The sequence below is a fragment of the Collinsella sp. AM10-26 genome (genome assembly GCF_003472525.1).
Taxonomy (GTDB): domain Bacteria; phylum Actinomycetota; class Coriobacteriia; order Coriobacteriales; family Coriobacteriaceae; genus Collinsella.
On the sequence record NZ_QRMC01000006.1, the window covers coordinates 125,338 to 142,607 of the forward strand.

General features: G+C 62.8%; 14 protein-coding genes and 1 tRNA gene. 7 read left to right on the top strand and 8 right to left on the bottom strand.

From position 1 onward, the window contains the following. From DW123_RS06890 to DW123_RS06925, 8 genes are all read right to left on the bottom strand, one after another. Positions 1–567, bottom strand: coding sequence for a hypothetical protein (locus DW123_RS06890; RefSeq protein ID WP_117763033.1), 567 nt, complete (start codon positions 565–567; stop codon positions 1–3). Between the two features lie 11 nt (positions 568–578). Then, complete coding sequence (gene mreC / locus DW123_RS06895) at positions 579–1,520, bottom strand: rod shape-determining protein MreC (RefSeq protein ID WP_117763034.1); 942 nt, start codon at positions 1,518–1,520, stop codon at positions 579–581. A 78-nt stretch (positions 1,521–1,598) separates the two neighbouring features. Next, positions 1,599–2,630, bottom strand: coding sequence for a rod shape-determining protein (locus DW123_RS06900; protein ID WP_006236061.1), 1,032 nt, complete (start codon positions 2,628–2,630; stop codon positions 1,599–1,601). A 127-nt stretch (positions 2,631–2,757) separates the two neighbouring features. Further along, entirely contained in the window at positions 2,758–4,062 is a 1,305-nt protein-coding gene (locus tag DW123_RS06905; RefSeq protein WP_233540146.1) for a tetratricopeptide repeat protein, read from the bottom strand. Positions 4,063–4,073: 11 nt separating this feature from the next. After that, complete coding sequence (locus DW123_RS06910; protein WP_055249980.1) at positions 4,074–4,616, bottom strand: peptidylprolyl isomerase; 543 nt, start codon at positions 4,614–4,616, stop codon at positions 4,074–4,076. Between the two features lie 107 nt (positions 4,617–4,723). Continuing rightward, a complete protein-coding gene (locus DW123_RS06915) occupies positions 4,724–5,866 on the bottom strand; it encodes a zinc ribbon domain-containing protein (RefSeq protein WP_158570727.1) in 1,143 nt (380 codons plus the stop codon). Between the two features lie 232 nt (positions 5,867–6,098). Further along, the gene (locus DW123_RS06920) at positions 6,099–8,822 is read right to left on the bottom strand and encodes an HAD-IC family P-type ATPase (protein ID WP_118273323.1); all 2,724 of its coding nucleotides are present in this window, start codon (positions 8,820–8,822) and stop codon (positions 6,099–6,101) included. Between the two features lie 76 nt (positions 8,823–8,898). Beyond that, a tRNA-Arg gene (locus tag DW123_RS06925) sits at positions 8,899–8,975 on the bottom strand. Between the two features lie 204 nt (positions 8,976–9,179). On the opposite strand from DW123_RS06925, the gene aroF reads away from it, so the two are divergent. The 7 genes from aroF to DW123_RS06960 all read left to right on the top strand — a co-directional run bounded on the left by aroF (position 9,180) and on the right by DW123_RS06960 (position 17,225). Next, positions 9,180–10,202, top strand: a complete 1,023-nt coding sequence (gene aroF / locus DW123_RS06930) for a 3-deoxy-7-phosphoheptulonate synthase (protein WP_118273322.1) — start codon at positions 9,180–9,182, stop codon at positions 10,200–10,202. Between the two features lie 3 nt (positions 10,203–10,205). After that, complete coding sequence (locus DW123_RS06935) at positions 10,206–11,120, top strand: prephenate dehydrogenase/arogenate dehydrogenase family protein (RefSeq protein ID WP_118273321.1); 915 nt, start codon at positions 10,206–10,208, stop codon at positions 11,118–11,120. Positions 11,121–11,156: 36 nt separating this feature from the next. After that, the gene (aroB, locus tag DW123_RS06940; protein WP_118273320.1) at positions 11,157–12,263 is read left to right on the top strand and encodes a 3-dehydroquinate synthase; all 1,107 of its coding nucleotides are present in this window, start codon (positions 11,157–11,159) and stop codon (positions 12,261–12,263) included. Next, positions 12,257–13,576: a 3-phosphoshikimate 1-carboxyvinyltransferase gene (gene aroA, locus DW123_RS06945; protein WP_118273319.1), complete on the top strand. Its 1,320-nt coding sequence runs from the start codon at positions 12,257–12,259 to the stop codon at positions 13,574–13,576. Before aroB ends, aroA begins: the two co-directional genes overlap by 7 nt. A gap of 1 nt (position 13,577) precedes the next feature. Continuing rightward, the gene (gene aroC / locus DW123_RS06950; protein WP_118273318.1) at positions 13,578–14,675 is read left to right on the top strand and encodes a chorismate synthase; all 1,098 of its coding nucleotides are present in this window, start codon (positions 13,578–13,580) and stop codon (positions 14,673–14,675) included. Between the two features lie 153 nt (positions 14,676–14,828). Continuing rightward, complete coding sequence (gene pheA, locus DW123_RS06955; protein WP_118273317.1) at positions 14,829–15,974, top strand: prephenate dehydratase; 1,146 nt, start codon at positions 14,829–14,831, stop codon at positions 15,972–15,974. Next, positions 15,975–17,225, top strand: a complete 1,251-nt coding sequence (locus tag DW123_RS06960) for a shikimate kinase (protein WP_118273316.1) — start codon at positions 15,975–15,977, stop codon at positions 17,223–17,225. Positions 17,226–17,270: the final 45 nt, after the last annotated feature.

The following is a 17,270-nucleotide window of genomic DNA, read 5'->3' on the forward strand; positions in this document are numbered from 1 at the left end:
CTATTTGAGCTTGCGGGTCTTGGGCTTAAAGCGCATACCCGTCTGGCGTCCGCCACGTGCGGAGAATCCATAGCCGGACTGTGGCACGACGCCGGACATCAAAAACGGAATGGCAACCAGACCCGTCAGGATCGAGGACGGCAGCGCATGGCCGAAGATCGCCACGACAAAGCTCGTCTCCAAACCCATAAACAGCAAGATAATGCTGTAGATCACATTAATGACGAGCGCGAAGGCGCCCACAGTGACGCCGCGCGCACTCGAGGTACCGCCCGTCTGACCGACGGCGCTGTGCACCAGGGCAAAAGAACCCACGGTCAGCAGGAGCGACATAACGCCCACCGGCACGGCAGCGGACAGGTCATAGAACAAGCCGCTGCAAAAACCGCACACGACGGCACGGGTCGGGTCGCCCGAGAACACGCTTAGGCACACCAGGATAATCATGAAGTTGACGCGACCGCCCGCAATGGAGATCTGCGGTGCCAGGCCTGCCTGCAGCAGCACGCACACGATGGCGGCGATTACAAACGTGCGGGAGCTCATCCCCTGCTCGTGTAGATCCATGGACATGCCCCCTATTCGCTCGAGCCGGAATCGGTCGTCTCGGACGTGTCGGAACTGTCATCCGAGCTCTCGTCCTTCGTCTTGGTCGCAGCATCGCGCGACGTTCCCTGCGGCGTGCTGTTGGCCGTGCTCACGTCCTCATCCGAGGCCGACTGTTCGTCGGTCAGCGAGGTGATGACCAGCACTTCCTCGTTGTTCTCGGCCGTGGTCTGAGCGCGCACCACAATGGTGTAGTACACGTCGTTTGCCGATTTCTCAACCGACGAGACGGTGCCGAGCGGTAGACCCTTGGGGAACACGCCACCGATGCCCGAGGTCACGATGATGTCGCCAACCTTAACATCGGAGTCGACGCTCACGTACTCAAGACGCAGCGTGCCGTCAGCCTGACCCTGCAGCATGCCCTGGGCGCGCGTGTCCTGCACCATGGCGGATACGCCGGAGTTCTCGTCGCCAATCAGGCGCACGGTGGACGTTTTGGCCGAGACTTCGATGATCTGGCCGATAACACCGGCCGAACTCGTCACAGGCATGTTGATGGTAAGCCCGTCGGCAGAACCCTTATCAATCGTGACGGTCGAGGTCCAGGCATCGCCCGAGGCACCAACGATACGAGCTGCGGTCGATTTGAGGTTGTAGGTCGACTGCAGGCCGACCAGCCCCTCCAGACGCTCAGCAGTCTTTTGGGCCTCGGAGAGCTCGGCGACCTTAGAGGTCAGCTCCTCATTTTGCTTCTTAAGCTCGTCAAGCGTGTCCTGCGACGCCGTAAGGTTAGAGAACACGTTGCCGATCGCATTGAAGGGAGCCGCCACAGCCGAGCCCACAAAGCGTATCGGCGAGGTAATCGTCGTCACGCCCGAACGCACGGCATGAATCGGCCCTGCCTCGCCCTCGCGGATGTAAAACGTGAGCAGCAACACCGAAATCAGGCTGAAAACAATCAACGGGCGCATACCCGTTGATTGTCGCTTGGTATTCAGATTTATGGAGAAACCCGAAGATCGTGCCAAATGGAATCCACCTTTTGGAAATTAAGCATTGGTCTGGACGAAGCCGCCATCAAACGCATTGGCCTCGAGCACGCGGGCACAGCCATTAACGACGTTATCGAGCGCCGTGGGGCTAACGTTGACCGAAACACCGGTCTCATCGCGCAGGCGCACGTCGAGACCGCGCAGCAGCGCGCCGCCGCCGGTCAGCAAAATGCCGTAGTACATAAGGTCCGAGGCAAGATCGGGAGGCGTAGCGTCGAGTGCGTCCTTGACGGCCTTGGCCATCTCGTCGAGCGGCTTGTTGAGTGCGCGACGAATCTCCTCGCTCTCGATGCGCACGGTCTTGGGCAGACCGGTGATCACGTCGCGGCCGTTGACCTCGACGTCGAGCTCGTCCTTGAGCGGCACGGCGGAGCCGACCTTGATCTTGATGTCCTCTGCCGTACGCTCGCCGATGGCCAGGTTGTAGGCATCGCGAACGTGCGTGAGGATAGCCTGGTCGAACTCGTCGCCGGCAATACGGATGGACTGCGAAACGACGATGCCGCCCATAGCGATAACGGCAACCTCGGTAGTACCGCCACCGATGTCGATAACCATGGAGCCGGTGGGCTCCTCGACGGGCAGGTCGGCGCCGATGGCGGCAGCCATAGGCTCTTCGATCAGATAGGCCTGGCGGGCACCGGCCTGGATCGTGGCCTCAAAGACAGCGCGCTTCTCGACCGACGTGACGCCGGAGGGAACGCAGACGACAACACGCGGACGCGGAGTCCACGGATAGCGCTTCTCGGACGCCTTGTCGATAAAGTAGCGAAGCATGGCCTCGGTAACGTCGAAGTCGGCGATGACGCCGTCCTTCAGGGGACGAACGGCCACGATGTTGCCGGGCGTACGGCCGAGCATGCGCTTTGCCTCGATACCGACCGCCAGGATGCGCTCGTCGTTCTTGTCGATGGCGACTACAGAGGGCTCGCGAATGACGATGCCCTTGCCGCGCACTGAGACAAGTGTATTGGCGGTGCCGAGGTCGATGGCAAGATCGCCCGCATAGCTACCGAAGAACATATCCATCAAAGAAAACAACGCAACTCCTGATGTGTTGGATGATTGCTGGAAAACTACTAGCTCATCATACTAGCGCAAGCCCGGCACCTCACTTGCGGTGAAGCGCCGGGCAAAGCTAAATCCCATAAGGTCACTACTGGTTGTCAACAGCCGAGAAATCCATATCGAGCGAGGAAACGGCCCAGCCGATATGGTTGTCGGAGCGCACGAATTTAACGGTGTACTCCTGCTCGCCTCCCTTGGACAGCGATGCCTTCACCTTGGCGGTCGTCTCGGTCATGGACTGATCCATGCCCTCGACGGACACGGTGGCACCCTGCGGAATCGAGGAGATGATCATCGACTTGGCGTCCTCGGACAGGCTCGAGGCCAGGCAAGACTCGGCCTTTGCGGTGTCACCGTCGCCGGCAGCCTGGAACAGATCGGTAACGACCGACTCCTGAGACGGGAAGCCAAAGCCGCGCGTGTAGGCAAAGCCCAGACCGCCCGCGGCGATCAAAATGAGCAGAAGCAGCACGATGAAGACTTTGAGACCCGTGTGGCGATGGCGGCGACGGACCTTGGCCTGTTTGCGGTCCTGACGGTCCTGCTGGACCATCTCGGACTCGGACAGCGTAAAGAAGCCGGTGTCCGAGGGATCGGGCATAAACTGACCGGTCGCGCCCGTAGGATCGAGCGGATCGACGGCAGGAGCGTCCATCGCGGGCGCCGGAGCCGTGGCCATAGCCGTCTGGGCAGACAGCGCGGCAAGCGAATCGTGCACGCGGGCAAGCTCGTCGGCCTGCTCGGAGGTGAGCTGGTAGATGCCATCGGCAGTAGCGGCGTTAAAGGCGTCGAGTGCGTCGGAGGGACGGCCAGCGGCAGAAAGCGCCTGACCCATGCCGGCATTGAGCGCACGCGTGTCGTCGCGGGGGCCGGCAAAGTCGATAGCCGTGCGGTAGGTCTCCACGGCATCCGCCGGACGGCCGAGCTTAATGAAGCAACGACCGAGCTCGCCGAGTGCGGCGGCAGGAGCCGGATTGGCGCCGTCGATGGCAGCCTGACGGAAGGCGGTTCCTGCGTTGGCATAGTCGCCCGACTGGAACAGCGCATTGCCCAGGCCCAGATAGGCCTTGAACGGCGTGGCATAGGAAGCATCCTGCGTAGCAGCAGAGAACGCCTGAGCGGCCGTCGTGTAGTCGCCCACGGCGGCGAGCGCCTTGCCGCGGTTGGTGAGCAGCGCGCCGCGCTTGCCGTAGGTGCCGTCGTTGAGGGCGGCGGCATAGGCCTCGGCGGCCTCGGCATACATGCCCAGGTGCATCAAGGCGTTGCCACGAAGGTGATCGGCCTCGCCCATAATCTCATCGGGAGTCTTTGCCGCCCCAAGCATCTGGGCTGCAGCGGAAAAATCACCCGCGCGGTAAGCGGCGCGGCCCTGTTGGATCAGCTGGCTATTCAAGGAAGTCCCCTTTACTCGTGAACGATCTCGACATGGACGATCTCGTCGCCGGCACGCAGCTGCGAAATCACGTCGAGACCCTCGACCGTGGTACCAAAGACGGTGTAACCGGAATCGAGGTTATGCTGGGCACCCAGGCAGAAGTAGAACTGCGAACCCGCGGAATCGGGATCCATGGAGCGTGCCATGGCAAGGGCGCCATCGACATGGCTGTTGCGCGGATTGGTGGCAAACTCGCCCTTGATGCAGTAGCCGGGGCCACCGGTACCGGGCATGCCGTCGGGGCCCTCAAGACCGGCAGCGACGTCGGCGCCGGACATGTCACGGGTATTGGGGTCGCCGCCCTGGATGACAAAACCGGGCACATAGCGATGGAACTTAAGGCCATCATAGAAGCCCATCGTGGAAAGCTCGCAGAAGTTCGCGACATGAATGGGAGCGCCCTCGCCGTCAAACTTGACCTTGATGGTACCCTTCGACGTCTCGATTACAGCGCACTCGTCGCCGACAAGCTGATACTCGGGCGTGTAGAGCTCTTTCTTAAAACCAAACATGTGGTTCCTTCCTCGTGCGTTTAAAGCATATTTGTACGAATTGTAGCAATAAGCACGGGCTTACATCAATTGCGCACGTAGGTTATGCCGACTATGGCGAACTAATTTTAGGAACGCTGCTGCGGCTTCCAGGAGCCCACGTTGGCGTCGTACTGGTTCAGCGCGCTGTTGCCGCCCTGCGCGATGGGCGCCAGGATCTCGCTTTGGTGGGAGCTCATCGACTCGCCATCGGGAATGGCCAGCGAAATGTCCCAGCTCTGGCAGATCACGTCGACACGCTCGTACATCCACTCGGCAAGCTGCTTTAGGTGGGCGATGTCGTCCGCATAGACCGTATCGTCCTGATACTTAAGGTTGTTGAGCTCATCTTGCGTCTTTTTGATCTGGTCGCGCAGGGCGTAGGCACTCTGCGACAGCTCCTGACGGGTGGACAGCGGCGTTCGGAGATAGCCGTTGTTGAAGGAATCGATGACCTCGCCGATCTGATCCTCGTCACCGTAGGACACGATGGTCTGATACAGACCGTCGAGCCTGGTATAGAGCTGATCATCGGTCAGCACGGTTTCTTCCTGGACCACCTCGGCAGAATCGTCCTGCTTGGTATCGTCCTCAGTCGCCTCGCCCTTTTGGCGCGTAGGGAAGGTCGTCTGCGCGGCCTGGCCAAACTGGTCATAGAAGCCGGGCATAACACCCATGGGATCGGCCGTCACGAACCAATAGGCCCCACCGCACACGACGGCAAGAACCGCGATGACGATAAGCGGCTTGGGAATATGACGCTTGTGCTTGTGATAAGCGTCCTCATCGGGATGCACCTTGCGCTTGGATTTCTGAGTGTCTTCATGCAGGGAAACCGGCATCGGGATATCGACCTTGGGGATACCGAAGTCCTTATCGAAAGCCGGCAGCACGCAGGTCTCATTGGGGTCGGCGGCATCCGAAAGCACGGCGGCAGCCGAAGCGGGCGCATGGGGCACCTCGGTATCGATCTGCTCCTGCGTCAAGCGCGGAAAACCGGCGGTACGGCCCGCCGCCAGGTCGGATGCGGCAGCGTCCTCGGAAAGGATGCCCGGAGCAGGGCGTCCACATTTGGGACACGTGCGATCATGCGGGGAAAGACGCGCGCCACAGCCCTCGCAGAACACGAACTCGGTGTGCTCGGGACCATCGCCCGGGCCGACATAGGCGTTGCAGTAGGGGCAGAACGAGGCGCCGTCCTCGATAGTCTTAAGGCAATGCGGGCAGATCACGGCATCCTCTTTTCGAAGCAATTCAAACAATCGAGGTTAGAGCATAACATCGCCACGGCCCCACAGGAACAAGGCACCAATTCAACATCGGAGGGTAGCTAATTTGGGACGGGGCTTTTTTAGCTGCCCTGGCCGCCAATTGGCCAAATCGATCGCGCCATCAGCCTGGGGGCCATCAGCCGGGGTAGCTAAAAAAGCCCCGTCCCAAATTTAGCTACCCTGTAAGGTGCGGTTACAACTTCTTTTTCTTGGGCATCGAGACTTTGATGCCTTGGGCGGACTTGGTTACGCGGGAGCGCTTGGCGCCCGTGGGCTTCCTTTTCTTGGGCTGGGCCTGGGCCACGCCCTCGAGTGCGCGGGCCTCGGCCTCGCGAGCGGTGCGATCTTCGCGGCGCTGCGCCATGTCGGCGGCGACGCGCTTGGCAAAACGCTCCGCCGTCGAACCCGTCGAGCTCACCTTGCCGCCACCGCGACCCAGGCGGACGCGCACACCGCGGCCAAAACCAGTTGCGGCATGACGACGACGCGGCTTGAGCGAATCCATCATCGTGGCGAGCTTAAAGAACACCGAGCAGGTAAAGACCACGATGACAGCCAAGATAACCATCTGGCCCATCGACAGGTTGGCAATAGACAGCAGCTCCGGGAATCCGATAACGCCCACCAGGATGCCGGCGACTACAAACACAAAGAGCACCACACGTAAGGGCGTGAGAGGCTGCGAGATGCGCCAGATCAGGCTTACGCTCGCCGCGCACGACGTAAGCAGGCACATCGTAGACAGCATGAGCTGGCTAAAGCCAAACACGCGCGCCACAAAGATATCGAGCACCGCAGCCAAAATGACCGCAATCGAAGCCGGCAGTGCCCGCTTGAGCACGTTCGTCAGGAACGACCCCTTCACGCGAGCATTGTTGGGCTCCAGGCCCAACACAAAGCCCGGCGCGCCAATACAGAAGAAGTTAATGAGCGTCATCTGGATGGGCTCGAAGGGGTACGGCGGCAGCGCGATGCACAGCGCCGCCAGGCCCATCGAGAACAGCGTCTTGGTCAGGAATAGCGAGGCCGAACGCTGCAGATTGTTGATGGAGCGACGGCCCTCGGCCACCACGGCGGGCATCGAGGCAAAGTCGTTGTCGACGAGTACGATCTCGGCCACGTTACGCGCGGCATCGGAGCCGGCCGCCATGGCCACGGAGCAGTCGGCCTCCTTGAGCGCCAGCACGTCGTTGACGCCGTCGCCCGTCATGGCCACGGTGTGCTCGCGGCGCTTGAGCGCCTGCACGAGCTCGCGCTTCTGCTGCGGGGTCACACGACCAAAGACATGGTAGCGGTCCACTGCGGCATCAAGCTTGGCCGGTGTATCGAGCGTCGTGGCGTCCACATAAGCGTCCGCCCCCGGCACGCCCACCACGCGCGCGATCGACGACACCGTACGCGGGTCGTCGCCACTGATCACGTTGAGGGTCACGCCCTGCTCGTTAAAGTAGCCGATGGTCTCGGCCGCCGAGGTACGAATCTCGTCGCGGATGGTCACAAAGCCCACGGGCTCGGCCTCGCCCACCATATCCCCATCGGGCGTAAAGCCGTCCACGCGCGCCACCACGAGCACGCGGCAGGTATCGGCAAGCTCGGCGACACGGTTCTCGACCTGAGAAAACACACGATCAGAGAGCACAAACTGCGCGGCACCCATCACATAGGAGCCCTGCGCAAAAGAAGCGCCACTCCATTTTTTAGACGACGAGAACGGAATGACCGACAGCGGCTCAGACACCTCGACCGGGCGATCGGCGTAATAGTTGAGCAGCGCCTGGCAGGTCTCGTTGGCATCGGCCGAAGTCGCACGCGCGACGTTAGCCAGCGCAAAATCGAGCACTGTGGTATCGACGGGAACAGCCGCCTCCTCCGAGTCCACGCCAAAGCCAACACCCTCAACAGGCAGCGGGTAGGTGCCCTCGACCTCCATACGACCCGACGTGATGGTGCCCGTCTTGTCCAGGCACAGCACGTCGACGCGCGCGAGCGTCTCGATGCAGTAGAGCTGCTGCGCCAGCACCTTGCGGCGGGCCAGGCGCACCGTGGCGATGGCGAGCACCGACGAGGTCAGCAGCACCAGGCCTTGCGGGATCATGCCCAGCAGGGCGCCCACCGTGGACAGCAGCGCCGACGAAGGCACATGACCAGCCAACAGCTCGGAGAAGCACCACGAAAGCGCGCTATCGCCCGGGGTTCCCGCGGCATCCCACAGCCCACTTACACTCGAGGCGAACAGAGCCAGGCCAAGCGGAATCATGATGATGCTCGCAAAGCGCACGATGGCGTTAAGCGCGTTCATGATCTCGGAATTGACCTTTTTGACGTACTTGGCCTCGTTATTAATTTTGGCCACGTAGTTGTCGGCGCCGACATGGATCACGCGGGCGCGCAGCAGGCCCGAGTCGATAAAGCTGCCGCTCATGAGCTCGGAACCGGGCTGTTTCTTAATAAGGTCGCTCTCGCCCGTCAGCAGGCTCTCGTTCACGAGTGCCTCACCCGAAACCACCACGGCGTCGGCGGGAATCTGGTCGCCGCGCCCCAAGCGAATGATGTCGTCGAGCACGATCTGGTCCAAGTCGAGCTCCACCTCGGCGCCGTCGCGCACCGCGATGGCCTTCTTCGAGGTCAGCAGCGTGAGCTTATCGACCATCTTCTTGGAACGCATGGACTGGATGACGCCAATAGCGGTATTGAGGAACACCACGAACAGGAACGTCAGATTCTTAAACGAACCGGTCAAAATGACCAGGAACGCCAAGATCACGTTGATCAAATTGAACAGCGTGCAGAGGTTCTCGATGATGAGCTCTTTGACCGACTTGGTCTTGAGCTCCATGTTGCGGTTGATCTTACCGGCGGCGATGCGCTCCTCGACCTCGGCGGTCGAGAGTCCGCGCTCGATATCCGTTGCTGCCATACCACGTCCCATCACGTCGCGTCGGTATAAGAAAAACCGCCCGGACCATGCGAGGTTCGGACGGTCTTACGTTCGATGGTGCCCCATGTTGGATTCGAACCAACGGCCTTCTGCTCCGGAGGCAGACGCTCTAATCCCCTGAGCTAATAGGGCCAACGTGTGGCATTATACCCAAGTGCGCCACGGGCTATCAAAATAAAAGAAAAAGCTTTGCAATTCCGAGGAAGACGCGGCGCAACGGCCCACTTTAGAAGGCAAAAGCGAGTCGGATAGTATAAACTCTCATGCACCATATATACACGGCTCGCAATGCGGGCCGTTTTTGCAAAAGTTATCCATCGAGGTGAGAGGCACACCATGATTGCAATTCTAAAGCAGAGCGCTAGCGACGAGGCCGTAAGCCATATCGTCAGCTGGATTGAGAAAAAAGGCCTGAAGACCGACGTCTCGCGCGGCGAGAACGAGACGATCATCGGCCTGGTGGGCGATACGACCAAGATCGACCCGTTCCTGCTCGAGTCCATGGACGTCGTCGAGCGCGTGCAGCGCGTCTCCGAGCCGTTCAAGCGCGCAAACCGCAAGTTCCACCCCGAGGACTCCGTCATCGACTGCGGCCACGGCGTCAAGATCGGTGGCGACCAGTTCCAGGTCATCGCCGGCCCCTGCTCCGTCGAGGGCGAGAACCTCATTCGCATCGCACGCCGCGTAAAGGCCGCCGGCGCCACGATGCTGCGCGGCGGTGCTTACAAGCCCCGCACCTCCCCCTACGCCTACCAGGGCATGGGCCCCGCCGGCCTCGACCTGCTGTGCGAGGCGTCTGCCGAGCTCGACATGCCGATCGTTACCGAGATCATGGACCCGCGCGACGTGCAGGTCTTCTTGGACAAGAAGATTGACGTCATGCAGATCGGCGCCCGCAACGCCCAGAACTTCCCCCTGCTCAAGGAGGTCGGCAAGACCCAGACTCCGATCTTGCTTAAGCGCGGCATGTCCGGCACGATCGATGAGCTGCTTATGGCAGCCGAGTACATCATGAGCGAGGGCAACGACGACGTCATCCTGTGCGAGCGCGGCATCCGCACCTTCGAGACCCGCACCCGCAACACCTTCGACCTCAACGCCGTGCCGGTGCTGCACCACCTGTCGCACCTGCCCGTCGTCGCCGACCCCAGCCACGCCACCGGCTACACCCGCTACGTTGAGCCCATGGCGCTCGCCGCGACCGCCTGCGGTGCCAACGGCCTGGAGATCGAGGTCCACGACGAGCCGAGCCGAGCCTGGTCCGACGGCGCCCAGGCCCTCACCCCCGATCAGTTCGACGACACCATGCGCCGCATCCGAGCCATCCGCGAAGTTGTCTGCCAAGAGACCATGGAGTAGCCCATGGGCACGGTGAGAAACGCGCGTGTTAACCAGGGCGGCCCCAAGTGCGCCGGTATCGTCGGCCTGGGCCTCATCGGCGGTAGCTTTGCCCGCGGCTATGCACAGGCGGGCGTCCGCGTGCTGGCCTGGGACCCCGATGACGATGTCATGACGGCCGCCAGCATGGGCACTGTCGTCGGAGAGCTCAACGACAAGACACTCGGCGAATGCGACATCATCGTCCTGGCCTGCTACCCCGAGGCCTGCATCGAGTGGCTCGAGGAGCATGCCCAGGCACTCGCCGACGCCACCGACACCGAGGCCATTATGGGCCCCGTGGTGATCGACACGGTGGGCGTCAAGGGCATCGTGTGCGAGCGCGCCTTTGAGCTTGCCCGCGAGCACGGCTTTTACTTTGTGGGCGCGCACCCCATGGCGGGCACGCAGTACTCGGGCTATGCGCACTCCCGCGCCGACCTGTTCCAGGGCGCGCCGCTCGTGCTCGTGCCGCCTGCGGTGGACGATGCACTCAAACTGGAGCTTTTGGGCCAGGTGCGCGAGATGGTGCGCCCCTTGGGCTTTGGCAAGTTCAGCGTGACCAGCGCCGCCGAGCACGACCGCGTCATCGCCTTCACGAGCCAGCTTGCGCACGTGGTATCCAACGCCTACGTCAAGAGCCCGACCGCTCAGGTCCACCACGGCTTTTCGGCCGGCAGCTACCGCGACCTCACCCGCGTGGCGCACCTCAATCCGCAGATGTGGTCCGAGCTCATGATCGACGACGCCGATGCTCTCGCCTTCGAGATCGACCACCTGATCGACTCGCTCGGCGCCTACAGCCGTGCGCTCAAGGACCGCGACCAGCGCTATCTGGAGAATCTCCTTGCCGAGGGCGACCGCATCAAGCGTGCACTCGACGACGAGGCCTCCCACTAGACCACCTATCACGCCAGGTCGAAAGGACCGAAGCTTATGGCGATTACCATCGATATCGACACTGCACGCCCCTACCAGGTGCATGTTGGCACGTTTTTGCTGGAGCAGGCGGGGCCGCTCGTGCGCGCCACTGCCGGCGGCACCAAGGCCGTCATCGTGACGGACACCAACGTGGGCCCGCTCTACCAGATGCCCGTTAAGCAGAGCCTGGAGGCGTCAGGCTACGAGGTGAGCATCTGCACCTTCGAGGCCGGCGAGGCCCATAAGCGCGCCGAAACCTATGTTGCCATTTTGGAGTTTGTGGCCGAGCACGAGCTTTCGCGCTCCGACGTTATCGTGGCGCTCGGCGGCGGCGTCGTGGGCGACGTGACGGGCTTTGTGGCCGCCACCTACATGCGCGGCTGCAAGTTTGTGCAGATCCCGACGAGTCTGCTCGCCATGGTGGATTCGTCGGTGGGTGGCAAGACCGCCATCGACCTGGCTGCCGGCAAGAACTTGGCCGGCGCCTTTTGGCAGCCGAGCGTGGTTATCGCCGACGTGGGGTGCCTGGCCACCCTCACGCCCGAGCAGTTCGCCGACGGCTGCGGCGAGGTCGTCAAGCATGCCGTGATCGCCGACCCGGAGCTTTTCGCCGAACTGGAGAAGACCCCGCTTACGCTTGAGCTACTCAACCGCGATGTGGCCCGCGTAGCGCTCATCATCGCCCGCAATATCGACATCAAGCGCGCCGTGGTCGTCGCCGACGAGCGCGAAACCAACCAGCGCAAGCTGCTCAACTTTGGACACAGCGCCGGACACGCCGTCGAGGCCTGCGAGCACTTTGAGCTCGGACACGGCAACTGCGTGTCGATCGGCATGGGCATCATCACGCGCGCCGCAGCCCTACACGGCGTCTGCGATGCCGAGCTGCCCGGTCGTATTGAGGAACTCTGCGCCCGCCATGGCCTCAAGACCCACTGCGACCTAGATGCCGATGCCATCTTTGCCGAGGCGCTCCACGACAAGAAGCGCGCGGGCGACACCATCGACCTGGTGATTCCGCACGACATTGGCCACTGCAGCATCGACCGCACGCCGCTTTCCACTTTCCACGAACTCATTGCCGAAGGCCTCGGCCAGAAGGGAAACGCATCCGCATGCTAGCCCGCATCACCCCGTCCCCGCTCAAGGGCACCGTTCCCGCCATCGCATCTAAGTCGATGGCGCATCGCCTGATCATCTGCGCCGCGCTTGCCAACGGCGAGACGCACGTTACCTGCAACACTACCTGCGCCGACATCGAGGCCACGGTGCGTTGCCTCACGGCGCTCGGCGCCCGCATCGAGACCGTCGAGGACGGCTTCCAGGTCCACCCCACCATGAAGAGTGTTGAGTTTGGCCTGCTCAAGGCCCTTGCCGGCGGCACGCTCGACTGCGGCGAGAGCGGCTCCACGCTCCGCTTTATGCTGCCCGTCGCCTGCGCGCTGGGTGCGAATGCCACCTTCGTGGGCCAGGGCCGCCTGGGCGCCCGCCCGCTCTCCCCGCTCTCGGACGAGATCATCGCCGCCGGTTGCGACCTGCAGGGCCTGGGCGGTTTTCCGCTCAAGACGAGCGGACGCATGCGCCCGGGCACCTTTGTGCTGCCGGGCAACGTGAGCTCGCAGTATATCTCCGGCCTGCTGCTGGCAGCCCCGCTGCTGGCCCAGCCCTCCTGCGTGCAGGTGACCGGCCTCATCGAGAGCCGCCCTTACATCAACCTGACAATCCAGGCCATGAAGGCCTTTGGCGTCGAGGTCAACGTCGAGCGCATTCCGGCCAAGGACGGCCAGCCCGAGGTCACGAACTTCCGTGTGAGCAGCGGCTCGTACCGCACGCCCGGCAGCGTAGCCGTCGAGGGCGACTGGTCCAACGCCGCCTTTTGGCTGTGCGCCGGTGCCATCGGCACCGACCCCATCACCGTCGAGGGCGTGTCGCTGAGCTCCGCACAGGGCGACCGCAACGTGCTCGCCGCGCTTTCGCGCTTTGGTGCCCGCATCGTGCGCTCCACCAACGCCGCCACCGTGCAGTCCGACAAGCTCGCCGGCTTTGAGATGAGTGCCCACGACATTCCAGACCTGGTGCCCGTCATCTCGGCCGTGGCATCGCTGGCGCAAGGCCGCACGTTCATCCGCGATTGCGCCCGTCTACGCATCAAGGAATCCGACCGTCTGGCCACCACCACCCGCGAGCTCACCGCGCTGGGCGCGCAGGTGCGCATTGCCGGTGACGACCTCATCATCAAGGGTGTCGATGCCTTTACCGGCGGCGAGGTCGATTCGCACAACGACCACCGCATCGCCATGATGGCTGCCATCGCTGCGAGCCGCGCCACTGGCGAAGTTGTGATCCACGGCGCCGAGGCCGTCAACAAGTCCTATCCCGATTTCTTCGACCACTACCGCCTGCTGGGCGGCAAGGTCACGCTCGAGGAGGAATAGCATGTCCTCGACCTTTGGCAACGTCTTGCACTTAAGTATCTTCGGCCAGTCGCACTCTCCCGCTATCGGCTGCTCGCTCGATGGCATCCCGGCGGGCATCGCCGTGGACCAGGAGAAGCTGCAGGCCTTCCTCGACCGTCGCGCCCCCGGTCGCAACGAGACCGCGACCAAACGCCGCGAGGCCGACGCCGCCCACATCATCGCCGGTGTTGTCGATGGACATACCACCGGAGCGCCCATTGCAGCGATTATCGAGAACACCAACACGCGCTCCAAGGATTACTCCGAGCTGCGCCGCAAGCCCCGCCCCGGGCACGCAGACTTTCCGGCGCGTGTGAAGTACCACAACATGCACGACGTCGCCGGCGGCGGGCACTTCTCCGGCCGTCTGACGGCCCCTCTATGCATCGCCGGCGGGATTGCGCTGCAGGCACTCGAGGCCCGCGGCATTAAGGTCATGGCGCATGTGGCACAGATCGGCGGCATCTCCGACCTGCCCATGGACGACATGGTCTATCGCGAGGCCGACCGCAAGGCAATACTTACGAACGATCTGCCGTGCATTGACGCCGCCGCAGCCGGCCGCATGCGCGAGGAGATCCTAGCCGCGCGCGACGAACTCGACAGCATCGGCGGCATCGTGGAGTGCGGCATCTACGGCCTACCTGCGGGCATCGGCGACCCCATGTTCGACGGCATCGAGAACCGCATCGCACAGATCGCGTTTGGCATTCCCGCCGTAAAGGGCGTGGAGTTTGGCATGGGCTTTGCCGTGGCCGCCTTGCGCGGCAGCGAGAACAACGATCCGTATCGCATCGATGCCGAGACCGGTGAGATCGAGGTCGAATCCAACAACGCCGGCGGCATCCTGGGCGGTATTTCGACCGGCGCGCCCGTCATGTGGCGTATGGCCGTAAAGCCGACGCCCTCCATTAGCCGCGAGCAGCAGACGGTCGACATGGACGCTATGGAAAATGTCGGACTCTCGGTCCACGGCCGCCACGATCCCTGCATCGTCCCGCGCGCCGTCCCCGTAGCCGAAGCAGCCGCCGCCCTCGCAATTTGGGATGCCCTCCTCGAGGACGCAGGCCAGCGCTAACCCGCCCACCCCAAGGGTAGTTAATTTGGGACGGGGCTTTTTTAGCTACCCCGGCAGTTAACGCGACGTTTTGGCCGATTTGCTGCCGGGGTAGCTAAAATAGCCCCGTCCCAAATTAACTACCCCAGGCAACGATTTACGAAAGGGGCCTCCATGGACCTTGCCGACATCCGCCAGGCCATCGATGGCATCGACACTACGCTTCTCAGCAGCTTTGTCGAACGCATGGACATTGCCACCGAAGTCGCCAAATCAAAAATCGAGATGGGCAAGGCCGTCTTCGACCCCGCCCGCGAGCGCTCCAAGCTCAACAACCTCGCCAGCCGCGCACCCGAGCGCTACGAGGCGCAGACCATCACGCTGTTCCGCCTCCTCATGAGCATGAGCAAGGCCGAGCAGCAGCGCTACATCAACGAGCTCAAGGGCATCACGGTGTCGCAAAAGGCCCATGCCACGGCTGCAGCCTCCGACACGCCCTTCCCTCAAACGGCCACCGTCGCCTGCCAGGGCGTCGAGGGCGCTTACAGTCAAATCGCCGCGTGCAAACTCTTCGACGTGCCCGACATCGCGTTTTTCGAGACCTTCGAGGGCGTTATGCGCGCCGTGCGCGACGGCTTCTGCGAGTTTGGCGTGCTGCCCATCGAGAACTCCACCGCCGGCTCAGTCAACGCCGTCTACGACCTGCTCGCCCAGTTCGACTTCCACATCGTGCGCTCGCTGCGCCTCAAGATCGACCACAACTTGCTCGTCAAGCCCGGCACCAAGCTCGCGGGCATACGCGAGGTCTACAGCCACGGTCAGGCCATCGCGCAGTGCGCTAGCTTTATCAAGGCGCACGGCCTGCACGCCACCAAGTACCCCAACACCGCCATGTCGGCCGAGATGGTCGCCAGCTCCGAGCGCACCGATGTTGCCGCCATCGCATCGCGCAGCTGCGCCGCACTCTACGGTCTGGAGGTGCTGGAGCCCAACATCCAGGACTCGGACAACAACTACACGCGCTTTGTCGTCATCAGCCGCGAGCCACGCGTCTACCCCGGTGCCAACCGCACCTCGCTTATGATTACCACGGCCAACGAGCCGGGCGCGCTCTATCGCGTACTCGAGCGTTTCTACGCGCTCAATATCAACCTCATCAAGCTCGAGAGCCGTCCCATCCCCGGGCATGACTTTGAGTTTATGTTCTACTTTGACCTGGACTGCCCCTTTGGTAGCAAGGCCCTCGACGACTTGCTCGACTCCATCGATGACGTGTGCGAGAGCTTCACCTACTTTGGCAGCTACACGGAGGTGCTCTAGATGACCGATACCGCCGCAACCCGTCCCTACGGCGTACTGGGCCGTGTGCTGGGCCACAGCTACACCCCGACCATCTACAAGGAGCTCGCGGGGCTTGAGTACGTGCGCTTTGAGCGCGAGCCCGAGGACCTCCAGGCCTTTATGACCGGCGACGAATGGGAGGGCACCAACGTGACCATCCCCTACAAGCGCGCCGTCATGGACTACCTGGACGAGTTGAGTCCCCTGGCCGAGCGCATGGGCAACGTCAACACCATCACACGCCTACCTGACGGTCGCCTGCGCGGCGACAACACCGACTACTTTGGTTTTCGGTGCCTGGTCGAGGAGTTGGGCGTTGAGGTTGCCGGCAAGAAGGCCCTCGTGCTCGGTGCCACCGGCGGCGCCGGCACCACGGCAAGTATGGTGCTGGGAGACATGGGCGCCATCGTCGTACCCGTGGGTCGCACGAGCGAAGTCAACTACAGCAACATCGCGCAGCAGTCCGACGCCGCCCTGCTCGTCAACTGCACGCCTGCCGGCATGTTCCCCCACTGCCCCGACGCGCCTTGCACACTCGAAGGGCTCGATGCGCTCGAGGGCGTTATCGACATTGTCTACAACCCCGCTCGCACGGGACTCATGCTCGAGGCCGAGCGCCGCGGCATCCCCTGCATCGGTGGCCTGCTCATGCTTGTTGCCCAGGCGGCACAAGCTGTCGAGCGCTACACCGGCCAAGTCACCCCGCGCGAGCGCATCCTGGACGTAACGGAGCGCCTGTCACGCCGCGAACAGAACATCGCGCTGATCGGCATGCCGGGCTCGGGCAAGACCCGCGTGGGCGAGCAGATCGCCCTGCTCACGGGTCGCGAGCACATCGACCTGGATCGCGCCCTCGAGGAGCGTCTGGGCATGCCCTGTGCCGACTTTATCGTCAAGCGCGGCGAGGCCGCCTTCCGCGAGCAGGAGACGGCGGCGCTGGCCGACATCTCCAAGCGCAGCGGCCTGGTGCTCTCCACCGGCGGCGGCGTGGTAACGCGCGACGAGAACTACCCGCTGCTGCACCAGAACAGCCAGATCGTGATGCTCAACCGCAAGCTCGACGAACTCGCTCATAAGGGACGCCCCATCACCGCCCGCGACGGCGTCGACAAGCTCGCCGAGCAGCGCATGCCGCGCTACCGCGCTTGGGCCGACTACATCATCGACTCACGCGACTGCGCCGCCAACACCGCGGCCGCCGTCCTCGACACCCTCCCACCAGCCATGTAGCAAAAACCACCACAAAGGGGACAGGCACCTTTGTGGTGGTTTTCC